At 65.0% G+C, this 19,915-nt stretch carries 22 protein-coding genes; 6 read left to right on the plus strand and 16 right to left on the minus strand.

Features of this window, described 5'->3' with window-relative positions:
* Nucleotides 1-119: 119 nt before the first annotated feature.
* The 16 genes from ACERIT_RS04160 to ACERIT_RS04235 form a co-directional block, all read right to left on the minus strand.
* Nucleotides 120-1,790, minus strand: coding sequence for an ammonium transporter (locus tag ACERIT_RS04160; protein ID WP_373673566.1), 1,671 nt, complete (start codon nt 1,788-1,790; stop codon nt 120-122).
* Nucleotides 1,791-2,103: 313 nt separating this feature from the next.
* Complete coding sequence (gene radA, locus ACERIT_RS04165) at nt 2,104-3,135, minus strand: DNA repair and recombination protein RadA (protein ID WP_373673567.1); 1,032 nt, start codon at nt 3,133-3,135, stop codon at nt 2,104-2,106.
* 161 nt (nt 3,136-3,296) lie between these two features.
* A complete protein-coding gene (locus ACERIT_RS04170) occupies nt 3,297-3,797 on the minus strand; it encodes an amino acid-binding protein (protein WP_373673568.1) in 501 nt (166 codons plus the stop codon).
* A gap of 3 nt (nt 3,798-3,800) precedes the next feature.
* The gene (hisB, locus tag ACERIT_RS04175; protein ID WP_373673569.1) at nt 3,801-4,391 is read right to left on the minus strand and encodes an imidazoleglycerol-phosphate dehydratase HisB; all 591 of its coding nucleotides are present in this window, start codon (nt 4,389-4,391) and stop codon (nt 3,801-3,803) included.
* Between the two features lie 93 nt (nt 4,392-4,484).
* Complete coding sequence (gene hisA / locus ACERIT_RS04180) at nt 4,485-5,225, minus strand: 1-(5-phosphoribosyl)-5-[(5-phosphoribosylamino)methylideneamino]imidazole-4-carboxamide isomerase (RefSeq protein WP_373673570.1); 741 nt, start codon at nt 5,223-5,225, stop codon at nt 4,485-4,487.
* A 77-nt stretch (nt 5,226-5,302) separates the two neighbouring features.
* The gene (locus ACERIT_RS04185; protein WP_373673572.1) at nt 5,303-5,992 is read right to left on the minus strand and encodes an urease accessory protein UreF; all 690 of its coding nucleotides are present in this window, start codon (nt 5,990-5,992) and stop codon (nt 5,303-5,305) included.
* Entirely contained in the window at nt 5,989-6,591 is a 603-nt protein-coding gene (locus tag ACERIT_RS04190; RefSeq protein ID WP_373673573.1) for an urease accessory protein UreE, read from the minus strand. Before ACERIT_RS04190 ends, ACERIT_RS04185 begins: the two co-directional genes overlap by 4 nt.
* A complete protein-coding gene (locus tag ACERIT_RS04195) occupies nt 6,591-7,568 on the minus strand; it encodes an urease accessory protein UreD (RefSeq protein WP_373673574.1) in 978 nt (325 codons plus the stop codon). Before ACERIT_RS04195 ends, ACERIT_RS04190 begins: the two co-directional genes overlap by 1 nt.
* Complete coding sequence (ureG, locus tag ACERIT_RS04200) at nt 7,568-8,191, minus strand: urease accessory protein UreG (RefSeq protein ID WP_373673575.1); 624 nt, start codon at nt 8,189-8,191, stop codon at nt 7,568-7,570. The genes ACERIT_RS04195 and ureG overlap by 1 nt, the downstream gene beginning before the upstream one ends.
* Nucleotides 8,188-8,583 carry an urease subunit gamma gene (locus ACERIT_RS04205; RefSeq protein WP_373673576.1) on the minus strand — a complete coding sequence of 132 codons (396 nt, stop codon included), beginning with the start codon at nt 8,581-8,583 and terminating at the stop codon, nt 8,188-8,190. Before ACERIT_RS04205 ends, ureG begins: the two co-directional genes overlap by 4 nt.
* Nucleotides 8,580-10,286, minus strand: coding sequence for an urease subunit alpha (ureC, locus tag ACERIT_RS04210; protein ID WP_373673577.1), 1,707 nt, complete (start codon nt 10,284-10,286; stop codon nt 8,580-8,582). The genes ACERIT_RS04205 and ureC overlap by 4 nt, the downstream gene beginning before the upstream one ends.
* A complete protein-coding gene (locus ACERIT_RS04215; protein ID WP_373673578.1) occupies nt 10,283-10,750 on the minus strand; it encodes an urease subunit beta in 468 nt (155 codons plus the stop codon). Before ACERIT_RS04215 ends, ureC begins: the two co-directional genes overlap by 4 nt.
* Before the next feature lie 189 nt (nt 10,751-10,939).
* The gene (locus ACERIT_RS04220; protein ID WP_373673579.1) at nt 10,940-11,737 is read right to left on the minus strand and encodes an energy-coupling factor ABC transporter ATP-binding protein; all 798 of its coding nucleotides are present in this window, start codon (nt 11,735-11,737) and stop codon (nt 10,940-10,942) included.
* Nucleotides 11,734-12,528 carry a cobalt ECF transporter T component CbiQ gene (gene cbiQ, locus ACERIT_RS04225; protein ID WP_373673580.1) on the minus strand — a complete coding sequence of 265 codons (795 nt, stop codon included), beginning with the start codon at nt 12,526-12,528 and terminating at the stop codon, nt 11,734-11,736. The genes ACERIT_RS04220 and cbiQ overlap by 4 nt, the downstream gene beginning before the upstream one ends.
* On the minus strand, nt 12,515-12,850 hold the full coding sequence (locus ACERIT_RS04230; protein WP_373673582.1) for a PDGLE domain-containing protein: 336 nt from the start codon (nt 12,848-12,850) through the stop codon (nt 12,515-12,517). The genes cbiQ and ACERIT_RS04230 overlap by 14 nt, the downstream gene beginning before the upstream one ends.
* Nucleotides 12,843-13,487, minus strand: a complete 645-nt coding sequence (locus tag ACERIT_RS04235) for an energy-coupling factor ABC transporter permease (protein ID WP_373673583.1) — start codon at nt 13,485-13,487, stop codon at nt 12,843-12,845. Before ACERIT_RS04235 ends, ACERIT_RS04230 begins: the two co-directional genes overlap by 8 nt.
* A 213-nt stretch (nt 13,488-13,700) precedes the next feature.
* On the opposite strand from ACERIT_RS04235, the gene nikR reads away from it, so the two are divergent.
* From nikR to ACERIT_RS04265, 6 genes are all read left to right on the plus strand, one after another.
* Nucleotides 13,701-14,111, plus strand: a complete 411-nt coding sequence (nikR, locus tag ACERIT_RS04240) for a nickel-responsive transcriptional regulator NikR (RefSeq protein ID WP_373673584.1) — start codon at nt 13,701-13,703, stop codon at nt 14,109-14,111.
* A 388-nt stretch (nt 14,112-14,499) separates the two neighbouring features.
* Nucleotides 14,500-15,855 carry an urea ABC transporter substrate-binding protein gene (locus ACERIT_RS04245; protein ID WP_373673585.1) on the plus strand — a complete coding sequence of 452 codons (1,356 nt, stop codon included), beginning with the start codon at nt 14,500-14,502 and terminating at the stop codon, nt 15,853-15,855.
* Between the two features lie 2 nt (nt 15,856-15,857).
* The gene (gene urtB / locus ACERIT_RS04250; RefSeq protein WP_373673586.1) at nt 15,858-16,796 is read left to right on the plus strand and encodes an urea ABC transporter, permease protein UrtB; all 939 of its coding nucleotides are present in this window, start codon (nt 15,858-15,860) and stop codon (nt 16,794-16,796) included.
* Nucleotides 16,797-17,945: an urea ABC transporter permease gene (locus ACERIT_RS04255; RefSeq protein ID WP_373673587.1), complete on the plus strand. Its 1,149-nt coding sequence runs from the start codon at nt 16,797-16,799 to the stop codon at nt 17,943-17,945.
* Complete coding sequence (locus tag ACERIT_RS04260) at nt 17,942-18,757, plus strand: ABC transporter ATP-binding protein (protein WP_373673588.1); 816 nt, start codon at nt 17,942-17,944, stop codon at nt 18,755-18,757. Before ACERIT_RS04255 ends, ACERIT_RS04260 begins: the two co-directional genes overlap by 4 nt.
* The gene (locus ACERIT_RS04265) at nt 18,757-19,461 is read left to right on the plus strand and encodes an ABC transporter ATP-binding protein (protein ID WP_373673589.1); all 705 of its coding nucleotides are present in this window, start codon (nt 18,757-18,759) and stop codon (nt 19,459-19,461) included. The genes ACERIT_RS04260 and ACERIT_RS04265 overlap by 1 nt, the downstream gene beginning before the upstream one ends.
* Nucleotides 19,462-19,915 lie beyond the last annotated feature (454 nt).

Below are 19,915 nucleotides of genomic sequence, written 5' to 3' on the forward strand. Positions count from 1 at the left end.
TCCGAGGAACGTCCGGATCGACGTCGATCGACCTCGTGAGTCGCGGATCGCCGGTCGTTCGAAATTCGATACCGAAACCGCTCAAAAAATCGTTCGACGGGTTGGTGTTCGACGCGGCCTTAGACCGCCTCGGGACCGATGTCTCCGGTCCGCACCTGCAGTGCGTCCTCGACGGGCATGATGAACACCTTGCCGTCGCCCGGTTCGCCGGTGCTTGCGGCCTCGCGGATCGCGTTCGCGACCTCGGTGGCCGGGACGTCGGCAACGACGCACTCTATTTTCACCTTCTGGTGGAGATCGACGACGTACTCCTCGCCGCGCCACTGGCCCTTCTTGGCGGGCTGTGAGCCGCGACCGGAGACGTTCGTGACCGTAAGCGAGGGTGCGCCGACCTCGGCGAGCGCACTCTTCACCGTGCCGAGTTTCTCCGGGCGCACGACGGCGGTGACCATCTTGATCTCCGATCCGTCCTCCTCGCCACCGTCGGTGCGCACGCCAGCGTTGCCGCCGTCGGCGGCCATCGGCTTGCCGAACTCGGGATAGGTATCGACGCCGTGTTCGCTGACGTCGAGCCCGTCACGTTCGTGTTCGGGCGTTACGCGAGCCTGGCCGGCTGCCTTGAACACGCCGAAGACGACGGCGGTCGCGGCGACCGTCCAGATCGTGATGACCGCGACGCCGACGATCTGTGCGATGAGCAGGCTCATCGAGAACCCGTTCACGTGGATGAACGGTAACGCGATGACCCCGAGCACGCCCGCGGAGCCGTGGACCGGGAAGACCGCACAGACGTCGTCGATCTTCAGCGTGTCCGAGACGAACTCGAAGACGAACGGCAGCTGAAGGCCCGCAAGCAGCGCGATGAGCATGGCGCCCCACCAGGTGACCACGTCGGCGATCCCGGTGACGGCGACGAGACCGGCGAGCAGCCCGTTCGCCACGTACAGCGTGTCGACCTTCCCGTTGACCACGATCGAGGCGATGGCGGAGCCGATCGCACCGCAGGCCATCCCGACAGTGGTCGCGAGCGCGACGCGTCCGACGACCGCGTAGCCGTCGAGCACGAGTTCACCGTTGTCGACCGCGAAGACGGTCGCGGTCGTGCCGACGTTGAACCCGTACCAGCCGAACGCCAACACGAGCGTGCCGAGTACGGCGAAGGTCAGTGAGTGCCCGGGAATGACGTTCGTCGAACCGTCCTCCGCGTAGCGGTCCAGACGCGGACCCAACATGTAAGCGGCCGTGAGTCCGGCGATACCACCCATGCCGTGGACGATCATGCCGCCGGCGAAGTCGTGGAACCCGAACGCGTCAAGGAAGCCGCCGGCCCAGGTGAACCCGACGACGACGGGGTAGATGATCGCCGAAAGCAGGATCGTGTAGCCGACGTACGCACGGAGCTTCACACGTCCAGCCACGGCACCGGAGACGATCGTCGCCGCAGTCATCGCGAAGACGGCCCCGAACAGCCACCCATTGACCCACGCACCATCGGACGCGGTCATCACCGCGGTCAGGGCACCGAGGCTGTAGGAGCCGCCGCCAGTAAGCCCACCCGTGATCGCCTCGACGCCGAAGCCGACGAAGAAGTAGGCGACGACGCCGACGCTCCAGGTAAGCAGGTTCTTCGTCAGCTGGTTGGCGACGTTCTTCGCACGCACCTGTCCGGCCTCAAGCATCGCGAAGCCGGCGTGCATGAAGAAGATGAGGAAACACACCACTGCGACCCACATCAGGTTTATTCCCTCCGCGATCACCGTGGGATCGACCTGTGCGAGGAGTCCGCTCATTCGGCGATCCTCTCCATAAATCCGATATCTAGTTTACGTTCGTGTACTATTTCACCCGATTCGTTCGTGTTCGTATTGCGAATCACGTTTCGACTGGGGTAGTCGGATGTATATAAATCCTTGAGTTAAAATATATGGACATATGCCGGAATAGGACTACGTTCGTCAGATATTAGATCGAATACGGACAATATAAGGGCGTAAAACGGACAATAAGTTCACAAATGTTGCCAGGAAACCCAACGATCGTTTTGTCAGATCGGTAGAGAGGTCAGGGGGAGACGGTTCGCGCGCGTTCGCTCGCTTCGGGTCCTTACTCGGGTTTGAGGCCGGCGTTCTGGACGCGCATCACGGCCTCTCCGTCGGCAAGGTTGGGCGCGTCGACGAGCCGGACGATCCGCTTGTCGTTTTTCGACTTGCGGAGGTAGATCCGGAACGTGGAGGCGTGGCCGAGGATGTTGCCACCGATGGCCTGCGTCGGGTCGCCGAAGTAGGAGTCGGGGTTCGAGGCGACCTGGTTGGTGACGAGGATGGCGGTGTTAAACAGGTCGCCGATCCGCATCAGATCGTGGAGATGCTTGTTGAGCTTCTGTTGGCGCTCGGCGAGTTCGCCGCGGCCGACGTACTCCGCACGAAAGTGCGCGGTCAGCGAGTCCACACAGACGATCCGGATGGGCCACTCGCTCTCCTCGTGTTCGCCGGCCAGTTCCTTGGCCTTCTCGGCCAGCAGGATCTGGTGGTTGGAATTGAACGCCTTCGCGACGTGGATCCGATCGAGGAACGCCTCGATGAGTTCGCCGACCGCCTCGTCGTCGTCGGGTGAGCCTTCGATATCGCGACGTTCGAACTCGTCTTCGAGGATCTCGTCGTCGAGTCCGCGCACCATGTCGTCGATCCGCTCGGGACGGAACGTGTCCTCGGAGTCGACGAAGATGCAGGCGCCCTCGAGGCCGCCGTGCTCTTTCGGGAGTTGGACGTTGACGGCCATCTGATGGGTCACCTGCGATTTGCCGGCACCGAATTCGCCGTAGACCTCGGTGATCGACTGCGTCTCCATCCCGCCGCCGAGCAGTTCGTCCACCTCGTCGATCTGCCACGAGAGCTTGCCGATCTCCTCGCGTCGTTCAAGCACGGTCGCCCCGGTCTCGAAGCCGCCGACGTCGGCGGTCTCGCGCGCGGCGTTGATGATGTCCGACGCGGTGGAGGAACCGATGTCCGCCTTGTTCGACAGCTCGCCCGGGCTGGCGACGGCGATGCTCTGGTAACTCTCGTAGCCGGTGTCAATGAGTTTGTCCGCAGTCGCGGGACCGACGCCTGGCAGGTCCTCGAGTTCGTCTTCAGGCATGTACACCCCGGTTGTTCGCTCTCCCATATAAACCCCCGTTAACAGGTAGGTGAAAGTGAAATCTATGGGGAATAACACCCGGTTCAGTTTGACGTGATTGCGGCGTGTTCCCTCTAGTGGGTTGGGATCGTTCCGGAATCGTGGCTGGTCTCCGGCGTCGTTCAGAACTCGACGCGGCGCACGTAGGGCAACTCGCGGATCGCCACGAGTAGCTCGCCGGACACCTCGGCATCCAGGATGATGTAGAGTTTGGGATCGTCGGTGAACTCCGGGTCCTCGCTTATGACCTGCCGGATCGACAGCTCCTCCTCGGCGATCAGGGTCGTCACCTCGGCGACGATCCCGGGTTCGTCCGCCTCCGCGACTTCGATCGTGAGCACGGTCAACTCCAGGACCGGAGCGAGATCCATCAGGCTCGGGATCGACGAGATGTTCGCGAAGATGCGTCGTAGTTCGGGGTCCTCCAGGATCGCGTCCGTCGTGGAGTCGACGACCCGCCGATCGACGCCCAACTCGCGGGCGATCCCCGTGTACGGAATCTCGATCCCGCCCGAGACCACGCGTCCATCCTCGTTGACGGAGAAGCCGCGTTCGAGCAGGAGCCGGATCACCGCCTGCTGGCTCGGCGAGCCTTCGAACTTCCCGAGGATCTCATCGAACATGTCTTAGAGAGTGCCCTTCGTGCTCGGGGTGTCGGACCGGCGATCGTCACGGCGAGTCGCGTCATCGAGTGCGCGCGCAAGCGCCTTGAACAGCGCCTCCACCTCGTGGTGGGCGTTCTCGCCACGGACGATCTCCGCGTGGAGCGTGAGGTTGGCGTTGTGGGCAAGCGACATGGCGAAGTGGTCGGCCATGACGCTCGTGAACTCGCCGACGGACTCCTGGGAGAACGCTCCGGAAAACTCGTAGTGGGGACGGCCGGAGACGTCCACGACGACGGACGCGACGGCCTCGTCGAGTGGCACGCGACGGTCGGCATATCGCCTGATACCGCGTTTGTCGTCGAGCGCCTCGGCGAACGCCTCCCCGAGGCAGATCGCCACGTCCTCGACGGTGTGGTGATCGTCGATGTGGGTATCTCCCACACAGCGGACGGTCAGATCGAACAGTCCGTGCTTGGCGAACGACGCGAGCATGTGGTCGAAAAACCCGATCCCCGTCTCGATTTCACTGTCGCCGTCGCCGTCGACGGCCAGCGTCAGATCGATCTCCGTCTCCGCCGTCTTGCGTGAGACGGCGGCGTTGCGGTCGCTCATACGCGGTGTGAGGGCGCGACTCTTAAGGTGATTGCGCTCGCTTGCGTCGTGATCGTCACGTGACCCTTCGGGCGGTACGCGATCGGCGGCCCGTCACGCCGACTCGACTGCCTGCATCGCCTCTCGAAGCGTGAACTCGCCCTCATAGAGCGCAGTTCCGATCACGACCGCCGCCGCGCCGGCCTGCTGCAGTGCCACGACGTCATCGAGGCTCGCTACCCCACCCGAGGCGACGACGGGGATATCGACGGCATCGACGACCGCCTCGACGGCCGCCCGGTCGATCCCCTCCAGTTTCCCCTCGACGTCGACGTTCGTAAAGAGGATCGCACCGGCACCGAGTTCCTCGTAGCGCGCGGCAGCCGTGGCGGGGTCGAGTCCGGTCGATTCGGTCCACCCCGACACCACGACCTCACCGTCCTTCGCGTCGAGACTCACCATCACGGTTCCCGGGTGCTCCGCCGAGATCGTCTCGACGATCGGCGGGTTCTCGACCGCCGCGGTCCCGAGGATCACGCGATCGATGCCGAGATCCAGGAGGCCGACCGCGTCCTCGGCGGTCCGGATCCCCCCGCCGAGTTGGAGGTCGACCTCATCTCCGACCGCCTCCACGATCGCCTCGAAGGCGGACGCGTTGACCCGCTCCCCCTCGAAAGCCCCGTCGAGGTCGACGAGATGAAGCGTCTCGGCTCCGGCGTCGATCCAGCGTTCGGCCGCCTCGACCGGATCGCCGTATCGCGTCCCCGTTCCCCGTTCTCCTTGTACGAGTTGGACCACCTCGCCGTCCTGAACGTCGACGGCGGGAATCACTTCGAACCTCGAGTCCGCGCTCATACCTCGCGGTTGGTCGGTCGGGGATTAAAAGGATCGCGAGGCGGACGACCGCTGCTCCGTTCCGCACTGGCCCCCCATCAGCTCACGAACAGTCGTCTCTCGGCGCGCTCGTGTTCGGCCGACAGCACGTCGATGAGCGGTGCGAACGGCGTCATCCCGTCGATCGTCCGTTCAGCCGAGTCGTCGACGGCATCTCGCATTGCCGGTCGAAGTCCGTTGAGAACGCGTTGGGCGTCGGTATGACCGAGCGATAGCAGGCGCTGGGCCGCTCCGAGCAGCCCGGTGGCGAAACCGTGACAGCACAGCAGGCTCGCCTCGCGTTCGTCAACGCCCGCGAGTCCGGTCGTCACCCCGAGCACGACCGGGTAGGTCCCCTCGGCCTCCCCCGCCTCGATCCGGTCGGCGTACCGCTCCAAGAACGGGTCCTCACGCAGATCGCGCTGGAGTGACAGCAACCGTCGCCCCGACTTCCGGGCGCTCTCGCGGAATTCGGCGGGCAGGGTCGCCGCCGTCAGCCGACGGTCGGCCACGAGGACGGTCTTCAGATTGCCCTCCCGTGCGGCCGCATGGGCGGCCCGTAGCGCGACGAGGTCCGCCGGCCCGACCTGCCGCCGGAGATACGTCTCAAGGAGGGCCTCCAGATCCGAGGCGTCTTCGACCCGGTCGTCCGCAATGAATGCTTCGAGCGCGTAGGAGACGGTGTAGGTCCCGACCGGCAGGAACGAGTCCGCGAGTCGGAAGGCCTCAAGCGTGGCGTCGTCGTTCATCGGCTCCCTCCGTCGTTCCGATCGTGGTTCCGGGAGCCCTCGGCCGATCGGCCTCCGATCCCCCTGTCGTCGTGTTCGTGGTCGGGAGAATGATCGTCCTCGTCGTGTTCATGGTCATTCCCATCGTGTCCGCCCCCTTCGTCGAAGGTCGTGGGCGGGACCGCCTCGAAGCGCGTGGTCACCCCGTCGGGGAGGAGGCCGTCGATCGCTTCCTGAAGTCGATTTCGAGTGTCCGGCACCGGAAACAGTGCCTCCTCGTCCCGTACTGCCAGATCGAGGTGGCGATTGCCCAACGCGTGACCGATCTCCAGGGCGGTCGTCGCCGACACCTCGGCGTCCCCGAACTCAAGAACGAGCGCGTCGACCGCGGCGAGGCCGATGACTATCAGAACTCCCGAGTCGGTCTCGAGTACGTCGCCGTCGCCGAGTTCCCGGCTCACTACGATCCCCAAATCCCGTCCGTCGACCGTCTCGGTTCGGACCCGCGATCGTCGGCGTTCCACGTCCGAGAGGACCACTCTCGCCGGCTCCGTGTTCTCCAGGCGCGATTCGATCTCGGGATCTTCGAGGTGGCCGAGATAGGTGTTTGCGACGAGCATCAGTACTTCCTCCCCGATGCTGCGGGCGCGCCGATCAGGTCTCGCCGCGCCGCGTCCCATGCCGCGTGCAGGCTTGTCTGGACGGTCTCGGCTCGATCGCCGAGCGCGCGAACGGCGACGCCGCTCCCGTTCGGAAGCTCGCTCGCACCGGCGCGCGCCTCCTCGCCCGCCTCCGTGGTGGCCGCGTGGAGCCGATCGCTCATTGTCGCCATGTCAGCCTTCGGGGCGACGACGTAGAGGGATCCGTAGACCGAAAACTCCCCGAGAACGCCGGGATCGGTCGGCTCGACCGGATCGGAATCGCCGGGTGCCAAGTGGGTCGCGTCCTCGAACAGCGGGCCGTCGGGCCCCCCCGCGTGAACCCGAGAGAGGTATCGCTCGAACTCGAACCGCTCGCCGTGGGCGAGCCGACCTGGGACGACGACGTCCCCGAGCACGGCGGTCGCGCCGGCCGCGAGATCGATCCGCAGATCCTGATGATACCGCGCGTCCGCATGGAGGATCGTCGGTTCGGGGATGTACTCGAGGTGGGCGCCCGTCTCAACTGAGAGGCGCAGGTCCGCGTCGGCGTAGTTGCGGTCCATCGATTGGACCTTCGTCGAACTCTGGGTGGTCACGTGCGCGATCGCCTCCGGAGCGGCCGCGATATCGACGTCCTGTCGATCGCCCTGGGCGATCCCACCGGTCGGCGACTGGAGATAGACCGTTGCGGCGTCCGGATGCGGATCGGACGCGAGGGTCCCCGAGACGTGAAACGGTACCGTCGCGTAGTCGTGGACGAGCGCCGTTCCGTCCTCGACCCGCTCGAATCGAAGCTCCAGGCGCCCGTCCTTTCCGGGCGCTCCGACCGCCGCTTGTGGGACGGACTCGGCGGCGTATCCTTCGAAGGCCGGGTGGGGTGCATCCGCATCCGGCGCGGGGTCGGGATCCTCTGGGTCGGCTGACTCCCCAAGTTTATCCGGAGCGTCCGCGGCCATCAGGCGAAGAGCACCCCGTCACGGACGTACGAGAGTACCTCGTCGATGCCCTGCTGGGCCTTGCAATCGGTGAGTACGTATGGACCGTCGCGAACCTCGCGGGCGTCACGTTCGATCACGTCGAGATCGGCGCCGACGTGGGGAGCGAGATCGGTCTTGTTCACTACGAGGAGATCACAGTCGACGACCCCAGGCCCGCGCTTTCGCGGGATGTCCTCGCCCTCGGCGACGCTTATCACGTACAGCGAGTAGTCGGCCAGTTCCGGGTTGAACGTCGCGGCGAGGTTGTCGCCCCCGCTTTCGACCAACACGAGATCCAGATCGGGGTGGTCGGCCAGGAACTCGTCGATCTGCTGGAGGTTCATCGACGGGTCCTCGCGGATGCCCGTATGCGGGCACGCGCCGGTCTCGACGCCGGCAACGAGTTCCGGCGGCACGACCCCCTTGAAGCGCTCGCGCAGACGGTCGGCATCCTCCCGGGTGAGGATGTCGTTGGCGATGACGCCGACGTTCAGGCCGTCCGCCCGGAGGCGCGGGACGACTTCCGAAAGTAACGACGTCTTGCCCGAGCCGACCGGCCCGCCGACGCCGACCGTGGCCACGTCGCGGTGGGTGCGGCTCATCGATCGTCGACCTCCGTCCTCGTCGAGTCTCCTGCCGTCTCCTCGATCGCCTTCTCGTCCCCGTCGGCATCCTCCTCAGCGACGCTGTCCGACCGGATCGGGTCGTGGACCGTGACGAGTTTCGTCCCGTCAGGGAACATCGGCTCGACCTGGATCATCCCGACCATCTCCGGGATCCCCTCCATGACGTCATCGCGGCCGAGCAGTTGCGAGGCGCCCGATCGGATCTCCGCGACCGACTGGCCCTCGCGGGCCCGCTCGATACACCAGTCGCTGATGTAGGCGACCGTCTCGGGGTGGTTCAACGGGACGCCGCGTTCCGTGCGGCGCCGCGCGATCTCCGCTGCGGTGAATACCGTGAGTCGCTCCTCCTCCTTGGGTGTCAGTTTCATAGTATGTATCGTTGTGCAAGCGGCAGCTCCGAGGACGGTTCACAGGTCACGTGTTCGCCGTCGACGCGCACCTCGAAGGTCTCCGGATCGACCTCGATGTCGTCCGGGCAGTAGTCGTTGTGGAGCATGTCGCCTTTGCCGACCGTGCGGGTCCCCTCGATCGGGACGACTCGCGAGTCGAGTCCATACTCTTCGCCGACGCCCCGTTCGGCAGCCGCTGGCGAGACGAACGTCAGCGAGAGGCCGTGTTTGGCCTTGCCGACCGAACCCGCCCGTTCCCGCTGGCGGATCGGTTCGCAGGTCATGAGCGAGCCGTTAGCCTCGCCCATCTCCGAATGGGTGGGGAACCCCCCCTTGAACGTCATCGCGGGCTTGACCCCGAAGAAGGCCGGGTCCCAAAGCACGATGTCCGCGATCTTCCCGGGCTCGAGCGACCCGACGTGCCTGTCGATCCCGGCTGCGATCGCGGGATTGATCGTGTATTTGGCGACGTACCGTTTGATCCGCTGGTTGTCGGCCTGGGTGCCCTCGTCGGCCGGAAGTGCCCCCCGCTGGCGTTTCATCTTCGAGGCGGTCTGCCAGGTGCGTGAGACGACCTCGGCCATCCGGCCCATCGCCTGGGAGTCGGAGGTCATCATCGAGATCGCCCCGACGTCGTGGAGCACGTCCTCGGCGCCGATCGTCTCGGCACGGACGCGAGATTCGGCGAAGGCAACGTCCTCGGGGACGTCGGGATTGAGGTGGTGACAGACCATCACCATGTCCAGATGCTCGTCGAAGGTGTTGTCGGTATACGGCATCGAGGGATTCGTCGAGGACGGCAGCATGTTCGGCTCCCCGACCATCTCCATGATATCGGGTGCGTGGCCGCCGCCGGCGCCCTCGATGTGGAACAGGTGCATCGTCCGGCCGTCGACCGCCTCGAAGGTGTTCTCGACGAATCCGGCCTCGTTGAGCGTGTCCGTGTGCATACACACCTGGATGTCCTCCTCCTCGGCGACCGCGAGCGCAGTGTCGATCGCCGCCGGCATCGATCCCCAGTCCTCGTGGAGTTTGAGCGCACAGGCACCGGCTTCCACCTGTTCGCGAAGCGGTCCCGGCTCCGATCCATTACCCTTGCCGTAGAACCCGACGTTGACTGGCCAGGCCTCGGCGGCCTGCAGGAATCGTTTTAGGTTCTCGGGACCCGTCGTACACGTCGTCGCCCCGCCGCCGTATCCGCCGCCGAGCATCGTCGTGATCCCCGAAGCGAGCGCGTGTTCGTGTAGCTGGGCGGAGTTCCAGTGGACGTGGATGTCGAGTCCTCCCGCCGTGGCGATCTTCCCCTCGGCAGGGTAGACGTCCGTCGACTGGCCGACGACCATGTCGACGCCGTCCATGGTGTCGGGGTTGCCAGCGTTGCCGATTCCGGCGATCTCGCCGTTTCGGATCCCGATGTCGGCCGCGAGGATCCCGCAGACCGGATCGATGATCGTTGCGTTCGTGATCACCCAATCGAGCGACCCCTCCGCCTGGGTCACGCCCGTGGCCATGCCTAGACCGTCACGGAGGGTCTTGCCGCCGCCGAAGACCGCCTCGTCGCCGTGAGTCCGGAGATCTCGTTCGACCTCGGCGAAAAGTGACGTATCTCCGAGACGGACTCGATCGCCCTCGGTCGGTCCGTAGAGTTCGGCGTACGACTCACGATCGATCTCGCGGGTCACGGTCCCTCCGCTCCGTCCGCCGCGTCCTCGTCAGCGTCCTTCGTTCCGATTCCGTCCGCCGTCGCTTCCGTCGTCTCCGTACCGTCGATGCCGGTGTCACGAAACCCGGCCGCACGCAGACGCTCAAGCGCCGCGGTCGGATCGCCGTCGACGCTGCCGTTCACCATCCCGTTCATGCCGTCTGCTCGTCGCTTCCCACCGATCGCGACGAGATCGACCGTCCGTTCGTCGCCGGGTTCGAAACGGACGGCAGTGCCAGCCGGAACGTTCAGCCGCATGCCAAAGGCAGCCTCGCGGTCGAACGCGAGGGCGGCGTTGGCCTCGAAGAAGTGGAAGTGTGAGCCGACCTGGATGGGGCGGTCGCCCGTGTTCGCGACGGTCACCGTCGCCGTCTCGCGCCCCTCGTTGAGCGTTACGGTTCCCCTGCCGGCGAGGACCTCGCCGGGCACGATCCGCTCGCTCACGGGATCCCACCCGGATCGCGTCGATCCTCCGCCGCTCCTCTTGGTGTCCGTGCAGTTCGTTGATTCGACATTCGCGATAGGGTTTGAACAGTCGTCATAAGGTGATTCTCCTTAGCGCAAATACCGCCATTCATTCGGGAGAAGACGACTATTCGTCCACTTTTTTGAGGATAAAAGTTACGTAACCCGTCATCTACTGTCGCCCATTTGGAGTCGCTCTTGGGCTTCCTCGACGGTCAGCGGAACCGTCTCGTGATCGGCGAACAGGCGGACGACCTGCGGCGGCCGGAGGTCGCAGTCGGCGAGTAGTCCCGCGTCGGTCATCACCTCACGCGTCGAGCCGTCGGCGGCGATCCCGTCGCCGTCGAGCAGCAGTACCCGGTCCGCGACGTGGGGGACGAGTTCCGTCTCCGGCGTGGAGATCACGATCGTCGTCCCCTGAGCGGATAGCTCCTCGAGCAGCCGCAGGATCGTTGCGCGGTTGGCAGCGTCGACGTTGCTCACGGGCTCGTCCAACAGAAGCACGTCCGGATCGACAGTCAATGCGCTCGCCAGCGCCGCTCGGCGCTGTTCACCGCCGCTGAGCCGGAACGGCGGCTTCGATCGCAATGCCTCCAGATCGAATCGAGCCGTGATCCGATCCACGCGGTGATCGATCTCCGCACGCGAAAGCGAAAGCTGTCCGGGGCCGTATGCGAGATCCTCCTCGACGGTCGGGTTGAACAGGTAGTCGGCCGGGTCCTGCGTCAACACGCTCATTCGGTCCCGGACGTCGTCGGCGTCGTCGGTCTCTCCGAAGTATCGAACCGTCCCCGAGTCCGGATCGATGAGCCCCCCGAGCAACTGAAGCAGGGTGCTCTTGCCGGCGCCGTTCGGCCCCACGAGCGCCACCTGCTCGCCGGCCTCGATCGTCACGTCGATGCCGTCCACGGCGAGCGTCCCGTCGGGGTAGGCGTATCGAAGCCCCGTCGCCTCGATGACGGTCACGCGAGGATCACTCCGGCGATCGTTCCCGCCACGATCAGGGCGAACGTGAGATCGGCCCCACCGAGTTGCTCCCGGTGACGAACCGGTGTGGGTCCGGTTCCGCCCCGGGCGCGGGCGGCCCGCTGGACGCGCTCGCCGCGTTCGAGGCTCCGCAGCAGAAACGTGCCGAGGAAGTTCCCCGAGTCGCGCCAGGTCCCTCGCAGTCCCGTCTCGGCCACCGTTCGTCCGCGACGTGCGCGCACCATTCGGTCCAGTTCGGCGAAGAAGACGAGGAGATACCGGTAGGTGATCGACAAAAGCGAGACGGCGATCGTCGGCGCACGGAGCCGTCGTAGTGCCGCGAGCAGGTCCGAGAATCGGGTCGTCAACAGCAGTAGCGAAAGGAATCCGACACAGGCGGCGACCCGGAGGGTAAACACGGCGACGTAGGTCACACCATCGACCGAAAGGGGTGTCGAGGCGAGAGTCGGTCCGCCCATAAGTACCGCCTGAGGGGCGACGACGATCCCCGCGAACGCCGGCGCGCCCGTCATTCGTCCGAGGAACGTTCGGGCGGGGATCCGCGAGGCGGCGGCGAGGACGGTGGCCAATACGGTCAGCCCCGCGATCGGCACCGGGTCGCGCTGGGCCACAGTGGCCGAGATGAGGACGAGTGCGCCGAGCAGCTTTACGCTCGGCGTCACGGCCTGTAGGAACCCCCGTCGATCGGGGACGTCCTCCGCCAGCAGGAACCACCGGGCGCGGGACGCGATCGCCGCGGCAGTTCCCTCGAGGGGGTCAGCGCGTTTCATCCCCATCAGTCCCGAGTAGTCGGCCGATACCGGTCGCGACGATCAGCGTCAGCGCCGTTCCGACGATCGCGGACACCAGGGTGCCGGCGGGGCCACCGAGGCCTGGAACGTCGTAGTCGGGAAACAGCGCGATGTCGACGCGCTCCGCGTGCTCGCTCGCGCCCGTGGCCTCCGCGGCGTTCTCGAGCGGTTCCGCATAGCCGACCTGGCCGGCAGCCCAGCCGAACACCGGCGCAAGCAGCGCGAGCGTGAGCAGGACGGCGATCGCGCGCGGAAGCCACTCGCGCTTCCTGTCGCGCGTCCCTCGCCCTCCATCACGCATCCGGGGCTACCTCCGGAGCGACGCTCGGACGGAGATCCGGCCGTGCACGAATCAGGTATCGGTAGACGACGGCGGTGATCGCGCCCTCGCCGAGCCCCAACACGAGATGGCCGACGCCCATGATCGAAAGGGTGGTGAGAAGTTGGAATTCGAAGGTCGAGGAGAGCCCGATCTGAAGACCCGCCGCCAACGCGCCGGCGGTGATGCCGAGCCAACCGGCCCCGAACGCGGCGCGGTACTCCCCGTAGCGGGTCAAGAGCCGGTAGACCGCATAGCCGACGTACACCTCGACGACGGCCATGTTGAGGACGTTCGCGCCGAGCGCAACGAGTCCGCCGTCGCCGAAGACGAGTGCCTGGATCGTCACGACGGTGGCGACACACAGCGCGCCCAGATGCGGGCCGAGCAGGATCGCGGCGAAGGCGCCGCCGACGAAGTGGGCGCTCGTCCCGCCGGGAATCGGCCATTCGAGCATCTGTGCGGCGAAAACGCCCGCAGCGACCACGCCGAGAAGCGGCGCGCGCGCATCCGACACCTCCCCCCCGACCCGCCTGGCAGCGATCGCGAGCGCCGTCACTGCGATCGCGGCGGCTCCAACCGCGATCGGCAGATCGACGAACCCGTCCGGAATGTGCATGTTCGTTCGACTTCCGTCCGATCTAATAATACTTCCTGCTTATGCAGTATTACTTCCGTTCCATCCTCGTCCGACTCCGTCTCGACCGGACCGTTCACTCGCTTTCGACTTGCGGCGTCCACTCGTTTTCGAGTTGCAGTGCCGATTCGCTTTCCACCTGGCGCATCCGATTCGCTTCCCAACCGTATTATCGCTCACCCGTGTAGGGCACGTATGAGCGATGATCTGGACCGCATCAGTCTCACGTTACCCTCGTCGATGGTCGACCGGCTCGACGGGATCGTCGACGACTGGGAGTACGACAGCCGGTCGGCGGCGATCCGGGATTCGCTGCGGGACTTCTTTGCCGACTACGAGTGGGAATCCGGCGGCGAGACCGGTCATCACGGGACGATCGTCATCGTCCACGACCACCACGTTGACGGAATCGCGGACGACCTTCAAACGATCCAACACGAGATGGCCGATGCGATCACCTCCGTTCAGCATATCCACCTCTCACACGACACCTGTATGGAGACGCTCGTCGTCGAGGGGGCCGCGGGCGATATTACCGAACTCGCGAATCGACTGCGCGCGCTCGGCGGCGTTCAGCAGGTAAAGGTCGTCGTCGTCGACGAGTAGGCGACCAACTGCCCTCAACGGATGGGCGACCAACCCCCTCGATGGGTATAGGCGACCGAGCATCGTCGATGGGTCCACGACCGTCTCAACATCACTCACGGAGGCCGTCGTTCCGTCCCATTTCTCGGCTATCCATTCCGATTCCCCCGGTCGATTTCGTCTCCCCCGATTTTCTCTGAACGACCTGGTTCGTATGTCCTTATATCCATATGTATATTTAATTCAGTCTTATTACTCATGTAGAAAGGTTTATCCGTGTACTGTAGAATCCACGCAGTGTGTACCAAATGATGGACGAATGTAGTCCTATCCCGAGTTTTAGTACCAAGAACTGTGTAGAATACCCGAATACGGTTGATAATCTGGATCTCAATATGGGGGAATCGGCGTGAGTCGGACCCCGATCGACCGTCGGACGTTCCTGACCGCGGCCGGCGCCGCGGGCGTCTCGGCGTTTGCAGGATGTTCGAGCGGCGAGGGGAGCGAAAACGGTGGAAACGGGAACGGGAGCGGGAACGACGGAAACGGCGGCACAACTACCGACACCGCAAGCAGCGACGACGTCGTGAAGATCGGCGTCCTGGAGGACCAGTCGGGGAACTTTGCGCTCGTCGGGGACCCGAAACACAAGGCGACGATGCTCGCCATCCAGGAGATCAACAACGCTGGCGGGATCGACGGTAAGCAGATCGAGGTCTACGACCGCGATCCGCAGTCGGACAACCAGCGGTACCAGGAACTCACCCGCGAGATGATACACGAGAACGAGGTCGACGCTCTGTGGGCGGGCTACTCCTCGGCGACGCGGGAAGCCATCCGGCCGATCATCAACCGCAACGAGCAGCTCTACTTCTACACGACCCAGTACGAGGGGGGCGTCTGCGACGGGACGACCTTCGCGGTCGGTCCGACCGCCCGCCAACAGCTCGGGACCGTCCTGCCGTACCTCCGTGAGGAGTACGGTCCGGAGATCTACACTATCGCGGCCGACTACAACTTCGGCCAGCTCTCGGCCGACTGGGTGAAGGTACTCGCGGGCGAGAACGACGCCGAGGTGGTCGGCGAGGAGTTCATCCCGCTTAGCGAATCCTCGTTCGGCTCGACCATCAACCGCATCCAGGAGGCCGATCCGGACTTCGTGATGTCGATGCTCGTCGGTGCAAACCACACCGCCTTCTACGAACAGAAGGCGTCCTCCGGTCTCGATGTCCCGATCGGAACCTCGACGGCGATGGCACAGGGGTACGAGCACCGCCGACTCGACCCGCCGGCGATGGCGAACATCTACGCCGGCGTCAACTACATGGAGGAGGTTCCGACCGAGAGCAACATGGGGGACGGCGGCTTCGTCGACCGCTACTTCGAGATGTACCCGGATGCCCCCTACCTCAACGAGGAAGCGGAGACCAACTACTCCTCCGTGTACATGTACAAACAGGCCGTCGAACAGGCCGGCACGCTCGAACAGCCAGAGGTCATCGAGGCACTTGAGTCGGGCATCAGCCTCGGTACGGAACGTGCTCCGGAGGCGCCCGAGGGCGAGACGATCGAACTCGACGGTGCCACCCACCACGTCGACCACCACATGTGGGTCATGCGCGCCGACGACGAGCACACCCTTGAGGCCGTCCAGGACCGCCCGGTTCCGGAACGGTTCCTCTCGGAAACGGTCGGCTGTGACCTCCGTGAGACGGACGAACAGACCCAGTACACCCCAGTGGACTACTTCGAGGAGGCCGAATAGGAATGGTAAACACGCTCAACCTCGCGTTTCAGTTCCTCGATAGCTTCGCGTTCATCGTGCTGGCCGCGGTGGGGTTGGCGATCGTCTTCGGAATAATGGGCGTGATCAACCTCGCACACGGGGAGTTCATCCTCGTCGGGGCCTACGCGACGACGCTCGCGGTCACCGGCGTCGGCCTGCCGTTGCCGCTCGCGATGGTCGCCGGCGCGTTCGTCACCGCGATCTTCGGGATCGTCGTCGAACGAACGATCATCTCCGGTTCGATACCGAACGCGATCGGACGGCGGTTCCTGGGTCGTGACCTGGTCGAGCCGCTCTATGACCGGCTCGCGGACTCGATGGTTGCCACCTTCGGACTCAGCCTCGTGATGGTCCAGGGAGCCCGGATCGTCTTCGGCAACTCGATCGATCAGGTCCCCACGCCGCTCGGCGCAGTCGCCTACGGGTCCTTTTCGTACTCGACCTACCGGATCGTACTCGCCGGCGTCAGCATTGCTGTGCTCGGTGCGGTGTATTACGTCTTTACCCACACCGACTACGGAATGCGAGCTCGTGCGACCATTCAGGACGAGCGGACGGCCCGTGCGCTCGGGGTCGACACCGAGCGTATCTACATGACGACCTTCGCGATCGGATCGGGACTCGCCGGATTGACCGGCGCGCTGTTCGCTCCGATCGTCTCGATGCAGCCCACGCTCGGGAGTCAGTTCCTTGTCGAGGCGTTCGTTGCGGTCGTCGTCGGCGGTTCCAGCGTCGTCGTCGGGACGGCGCTTTCCGGCGGCGTCCTCGGAATCATCGAGGCGACCTTCTCGAACCTCTACGGCACGTTCATCGGCCGGATCGCGCTGCTCGTGGCTGCGCTGCTCGCGCTCCGGTTCCTGCCGGAGGGGATCACCGGATTCATCGAACGCGTTCGCACCCGCAGACGGGAGGGAGCGTAGATGGCTGTCGATGCCGGATCCGGCGCCGTGATCCTTGCCCGGATTCGTCGCCGACTTGAGGGGCCGAACACGATCGGCAACTCGACCGGTTTCTGGATCGGGTTTCTGCTCGTCGTGCTCGCGCTCGTCGGTTACCCCTTCGTCGGCGGGGGTGGACAGCTCTCGCTGTTTCTCGTGTTGGCGCTGTTGGGGCTCTCGTTGTCGCTCGTGTGGGGCTACGCGGGGGTGTTGAGCTTCGGGCAGGTGGTCTTCTTCGGGATCGGCGGCTACGCCTTCGGCGTGGTTTCGATCAACTTCGCCTCCCCGCAAGGCATCACCGCCGCGCTCGTGGTGGGCGTCGTCGGCGGTGCCCTCGGTGCCGCGTTGCTCGGTTACTTCATGTTCTACGGCGGCGTCCGTGACGTCTACGTCACCATCATCACGCTCGTCTCGACGATGGTGTTACACACGTTTATGGCCCAGACCGCCGGCTCGGAGTGGACGATCGGCGAGGCCGCACTCGGCGGATTCAACGGAATGCCACAGATCCCGCTTTTGGCGCTTGGCGTCGAGGGGGCCTCCTACCAGTTCGTCTACAACGAGATCGAACTCACGCTTCCGGTCGTCGGAGCCGTCGAGATCGACCCGTTCTACTATCTCGCGCTCGCGATGCTCGTAGCGAGTTACCTCGGGTTGCGCATGCTCGTCAACTCCGATTTCGGCCGCGTGATGGTCGCGGTCCGGGAGGATGAGGACCGCACGCGGATGTTCGGCTACCACGTCGAGCGCACGAAGCTCCTGGCGTTCACCCTCGGTGGCGCACTTGCCGGTCTCTCCGGCGTGCTCTATGCCGCCCGAAACGTCTTCATCGATCCGACGGTCTTCTCGTTGCTGTTCGCCACTCTGCCGGTCATCTGGGTGAGCGTCGGCGGTCGCAAGAGCCTGCTCGGGGCCATCGTCGCGACGATCGCAGTCGAGTACGTCCGTGTGTCGATGCAGGGCGAACTCGCGCTCGTCATCCTCGGAGGACTGCTCGTCGGGACCATCCTCGCGCTGCCCGGCGGTATCGTTCCCTGGATCCACGAGACGTTCGTGCGAAACCGGCCGGATCCGACCGACATCGAGACACCCGACGCTCCCGAGACGGCTACGGAGGTGACCGATCCATGAGCGGAAGCCGATCCTCGGCCGACGATCCACAGAACATCGATCTCGACGTCCGCGAGACCGCCGCCGGCCTGGCGACCGGCGACCGTAGCGACACGCTGTTACAGACGGATGGACTGATCAAGAAGTTCGGCGGCTTCACCGCCACCGACGAGCCCGGGTTCGCGGTCGAGGAGGGCGAACTCCGCTGTCTGATCGGCCCGAACGGCGCCGGCAAATCGACCCTCTTGAAGCTCATCACCGGAACCCACGAGCCGACCGCCGGCAGCATCTACTACGACGGCGGCGACATCACCGATCTGCCGCCCCACGAGCGGGTCAAACGGGGTATCAGCATGAAGTTTCAGGTTCCCTCCGTCTACGGAGATCTCACCGTTCGCGAGAATGCACAACTACCGATCCAGCGAACTGCAAGCGGTGACGACCGCGAGCGGCGGATCGGCGAGACGATCGCCGCGGCCGGTCTCGAAGGCTACGCGAACGTGCCCGCAAGCGATCTCTCTCACGGCCAACAACAGCAACTCGAGATCGGCATGGCGGCGTCCTTAGAGCCTGACCTCCTGTTGCTCGACGAGCCCGTCGCCGGGCTTTCGGTCGACGAGCGCCGGGGGATCGCCGACCGCGTGACCGCGCTCAACGAGAAGCGCGGCATCGCCTTCGTCGTCATCGAACACGACACCGACTTCGTCGCCGAGATCGCCGACGCCGTTACGGTACTCCACCGCGGGGATGTCTTCCGCGAAGGGCCGCTCTCGGAGATCGAGGCGGATCCCGAGGTCCGTCGCATCTACCTCGGCGAGGAGGGCGATGAGTGATGGCGACGCTTGAACTGTCCGGCGTGACGGCCGGCTACGGTGCCACGCCCGTGCTTCGGGACGTCGATCTGACCGTCGAGGAAAGCGAGATCGTCGGCGTCGTGGGGAAAAACGGCGTCGGAAAGACCACCCTGATGCGGACCGTGATGGGGCTTCTCGACCCCTCGAACGGGACCGTGAGCTATCACGGCGAGGATCTCACCGGCGCGTCGGCCGACGAACGAGCCCGTGCAGGGATCGGCTATATCCCGCAGGGACGCGACGTCTTCCCGGAACTCACCGTCGAACAGAACCTCCGGATGGGCGAACACGTCAACGCCGGTGCCTCGCGCACGCGCTATGAGGAGATATACGAGCTGTTTCCCATCCTTGAGGATCGAGCCACCCAGGCCGGCGGGACGCTCTCGGGTGGCCAACAGCAGATGCTCGCGATCGCACGCGCGCTCGTCGCCGACCCGGACCTTCTGTTGCTCGACGAGCCGAGCGAGGGGGTTCAACCCTCCATCGTCGATCGGATCAGCGAGGACATGCGGACGATAAACGACGAGTTGGGGACGACCATCCTCTTCGTCGAGCAGAATCTCGGGGTCATCCGCGGCATGGCTGACCGGTGTTACGCCATGGAGCGCGGCGAGATCGTCGACGAGATAGGCGGCGAGTCACTCACTGATGAGGACGCGGTCGCCGACTATCTGGCCGTGTGAACTACCCTACCCCTACTCGCTCACGGCTGACGCCGTTCGCTCCTTGAGCGTAGGGCTTCCTGCTTCCACGACGCGCTTTGCAGACACGGAGGTGTCCGTAGGGGGCGCACTCTCCACAGGCGTTAACGAATCGCGGAGCGATTCGTTCGCACACCAGAAATCGGAGATTTCTGGGGACGCTGTATCCCCACCCTACTCCGCTCCCTTCGGTCGCTCCGTTGAGGATGGGGGCTTAGCCTCTATATCCAGCTAACTCGGCCGTCTCCGACCGGTCGCTTTTCGCCCACCCTCGGATCGACGCCCGTCTTCTCGATCCTCGATCCGACCGATCGAGAACGCTCGCTGGCTGTGTAACCGACGTGGATGCCGTGAGGAAATCGGGACGGTCGTGGATGCCGTGGCGAAACGGGGGCCGTGACGCAACGGCGACGTGGATGCTGTGACGCAACGTATA

This window comes from Halopenitus sp. H-Gu1 (genome assembly GCF_041821145.1).
Taxonomy (GTDB): domain Archaea; phylum Halobacteriota; class Halobacteria; order Halobacteriales; family Haloferacaceae; genus Halopenitus.

What these genes read in the sequence shown, in the direction of transcription:
- ACERIT_RS04160 (WP_373673566.1), bottom strand. Translation starts at nt 1,790, where the DNA reads ATGAGCGGACTCCTCGCACAGGTCGATCCCACGGTGATCGCGGAGGGA.
- radA (WP_373673567.1), bottom strand. Translation starts at nt 3,135, where the DNA reads ATGCCTGAAGACGAACTCGAGGACCTGCCAGGCGTCGGTCCCGCGACT.
- ACERIT_RS04170 (WP_373673568.1), bottom strand. Translation starts at nt 3,797, where the DNA reads ATGTTCGATGAGATCCTCGGGAAGTTCGAAGGCTCGCCGAGCCAGCAG.
- hisB (WP_373673569.1), bottom strand. Translation starts at nt 4,391, where the DNA reads ATGAGCGACCGCAACGCCGCCGTCTCACGCAAGACGGCGGAGACGGAG.
- hisA (WP_373673570.1), bottom strand. Translation starts at nt 5,225, where the DNA reads ATGAGCGCGGACTCGAGGTTCGAAGTGATTCCCGCCGTCGACGTTCAG.
- ACERIT_RS04185 (WP_373673572.1), bottom strand. Translation starts at nt 5,992, where the DNA reads ATGAACGACGACGCCACGCTTGAGGCCTTCCGACTCGCGGACTCGTTC.
- ACERIT_RS04190 (WP_373673573.1), bottom strand. Translation starts at nt 6,591, where the DNA reads ATGCTCGTCGCAAACACCTATCTCGGCCACCTCGAAGATCCCGAGATC.
- ACERIT_RS04195 (WP_373673574.1), bottom strand. Translation starts at nt 7,568, where the DNA reads ATGGCCGCGGACGCTCCGGATAAACTTGGGGAGTCAGCCGACCCAGAG.
- ureG (WP_373673575.1), bottom strand. Translation starts at nt 8,191, where the DNA reads ATGAGCCGCACCCACCGCGACGTGGCCACGGTCGGCGTCGGCGGGCCG.
- ACERIT_RS04205 (WP_373673576.1), bottom strand. Translation starts at nt 8,583, where the DNA reads ATGAAACTGACACCCAAGGAGGAGGAGCGACTCACGGTATTCACCGCA.
- cbiQ (WP_373673580.1), bottom strand. Translation starts at nt 12,528, where the DNA reads ATGAAACGCGCTGACCCCCTCGAGGGAACTGCCGCGGCGATCGCGTCC.
- ACERIT_RS04230 (WP_373673582.1), bottom strand. Translation starts at nt 12,850, where the DNA reads ATGCGTGATGGAGGGCGAGGGACGCGCGACAGGAAGCGCGAGTGGCTT.
- ACERIT_RS04235 (WP_373673583.1), bottom strand. Translation starts at nt 13,487, where the DNA reads ATGCACATTCCGGACGGGTTCGTCGATCTGCCGATCGCGGTTGGAGCC.
- nikR (WP_373673584.1), top strand. Translation starts at nt 13,701, where the DNA reads ATGAGCGATGATCTGGACCGCATCAGTCTCACGTTACCCTCGTCGATG.
- urtB (WP_373673586.1), top strand. Translation starts at nt 15,858, where the DNA reads ATGGTAAACACGCTCAACCTCGCGTTTCAGTTCCTCGATAGCTTCGCG.
- ACERIT_RS04255 (WP_373673587.1), top strand. Translation starts at nt 16,797, where the DNA reads ATGGCTGTCGATGCCGGATCCGGCGCCGTGATCCTTGCCCGGATTCGT.
- ACERIT_RS04260 (WP_373673588.1), top strand. Translation starts at nt 17,942, where the DNA reads ATGAGCGGAAGCCGATCCTCGGCCGACGATCCACAGAACATCGATCTC.
- ACERIT_RS04265 (WP_373673589.1), top strand. Translation starts at nt 18,757, where the DNA reads ATGGCGACGCTTGAACTGTCCGGCGTGACGGCCGGCTACGGTGCCACG.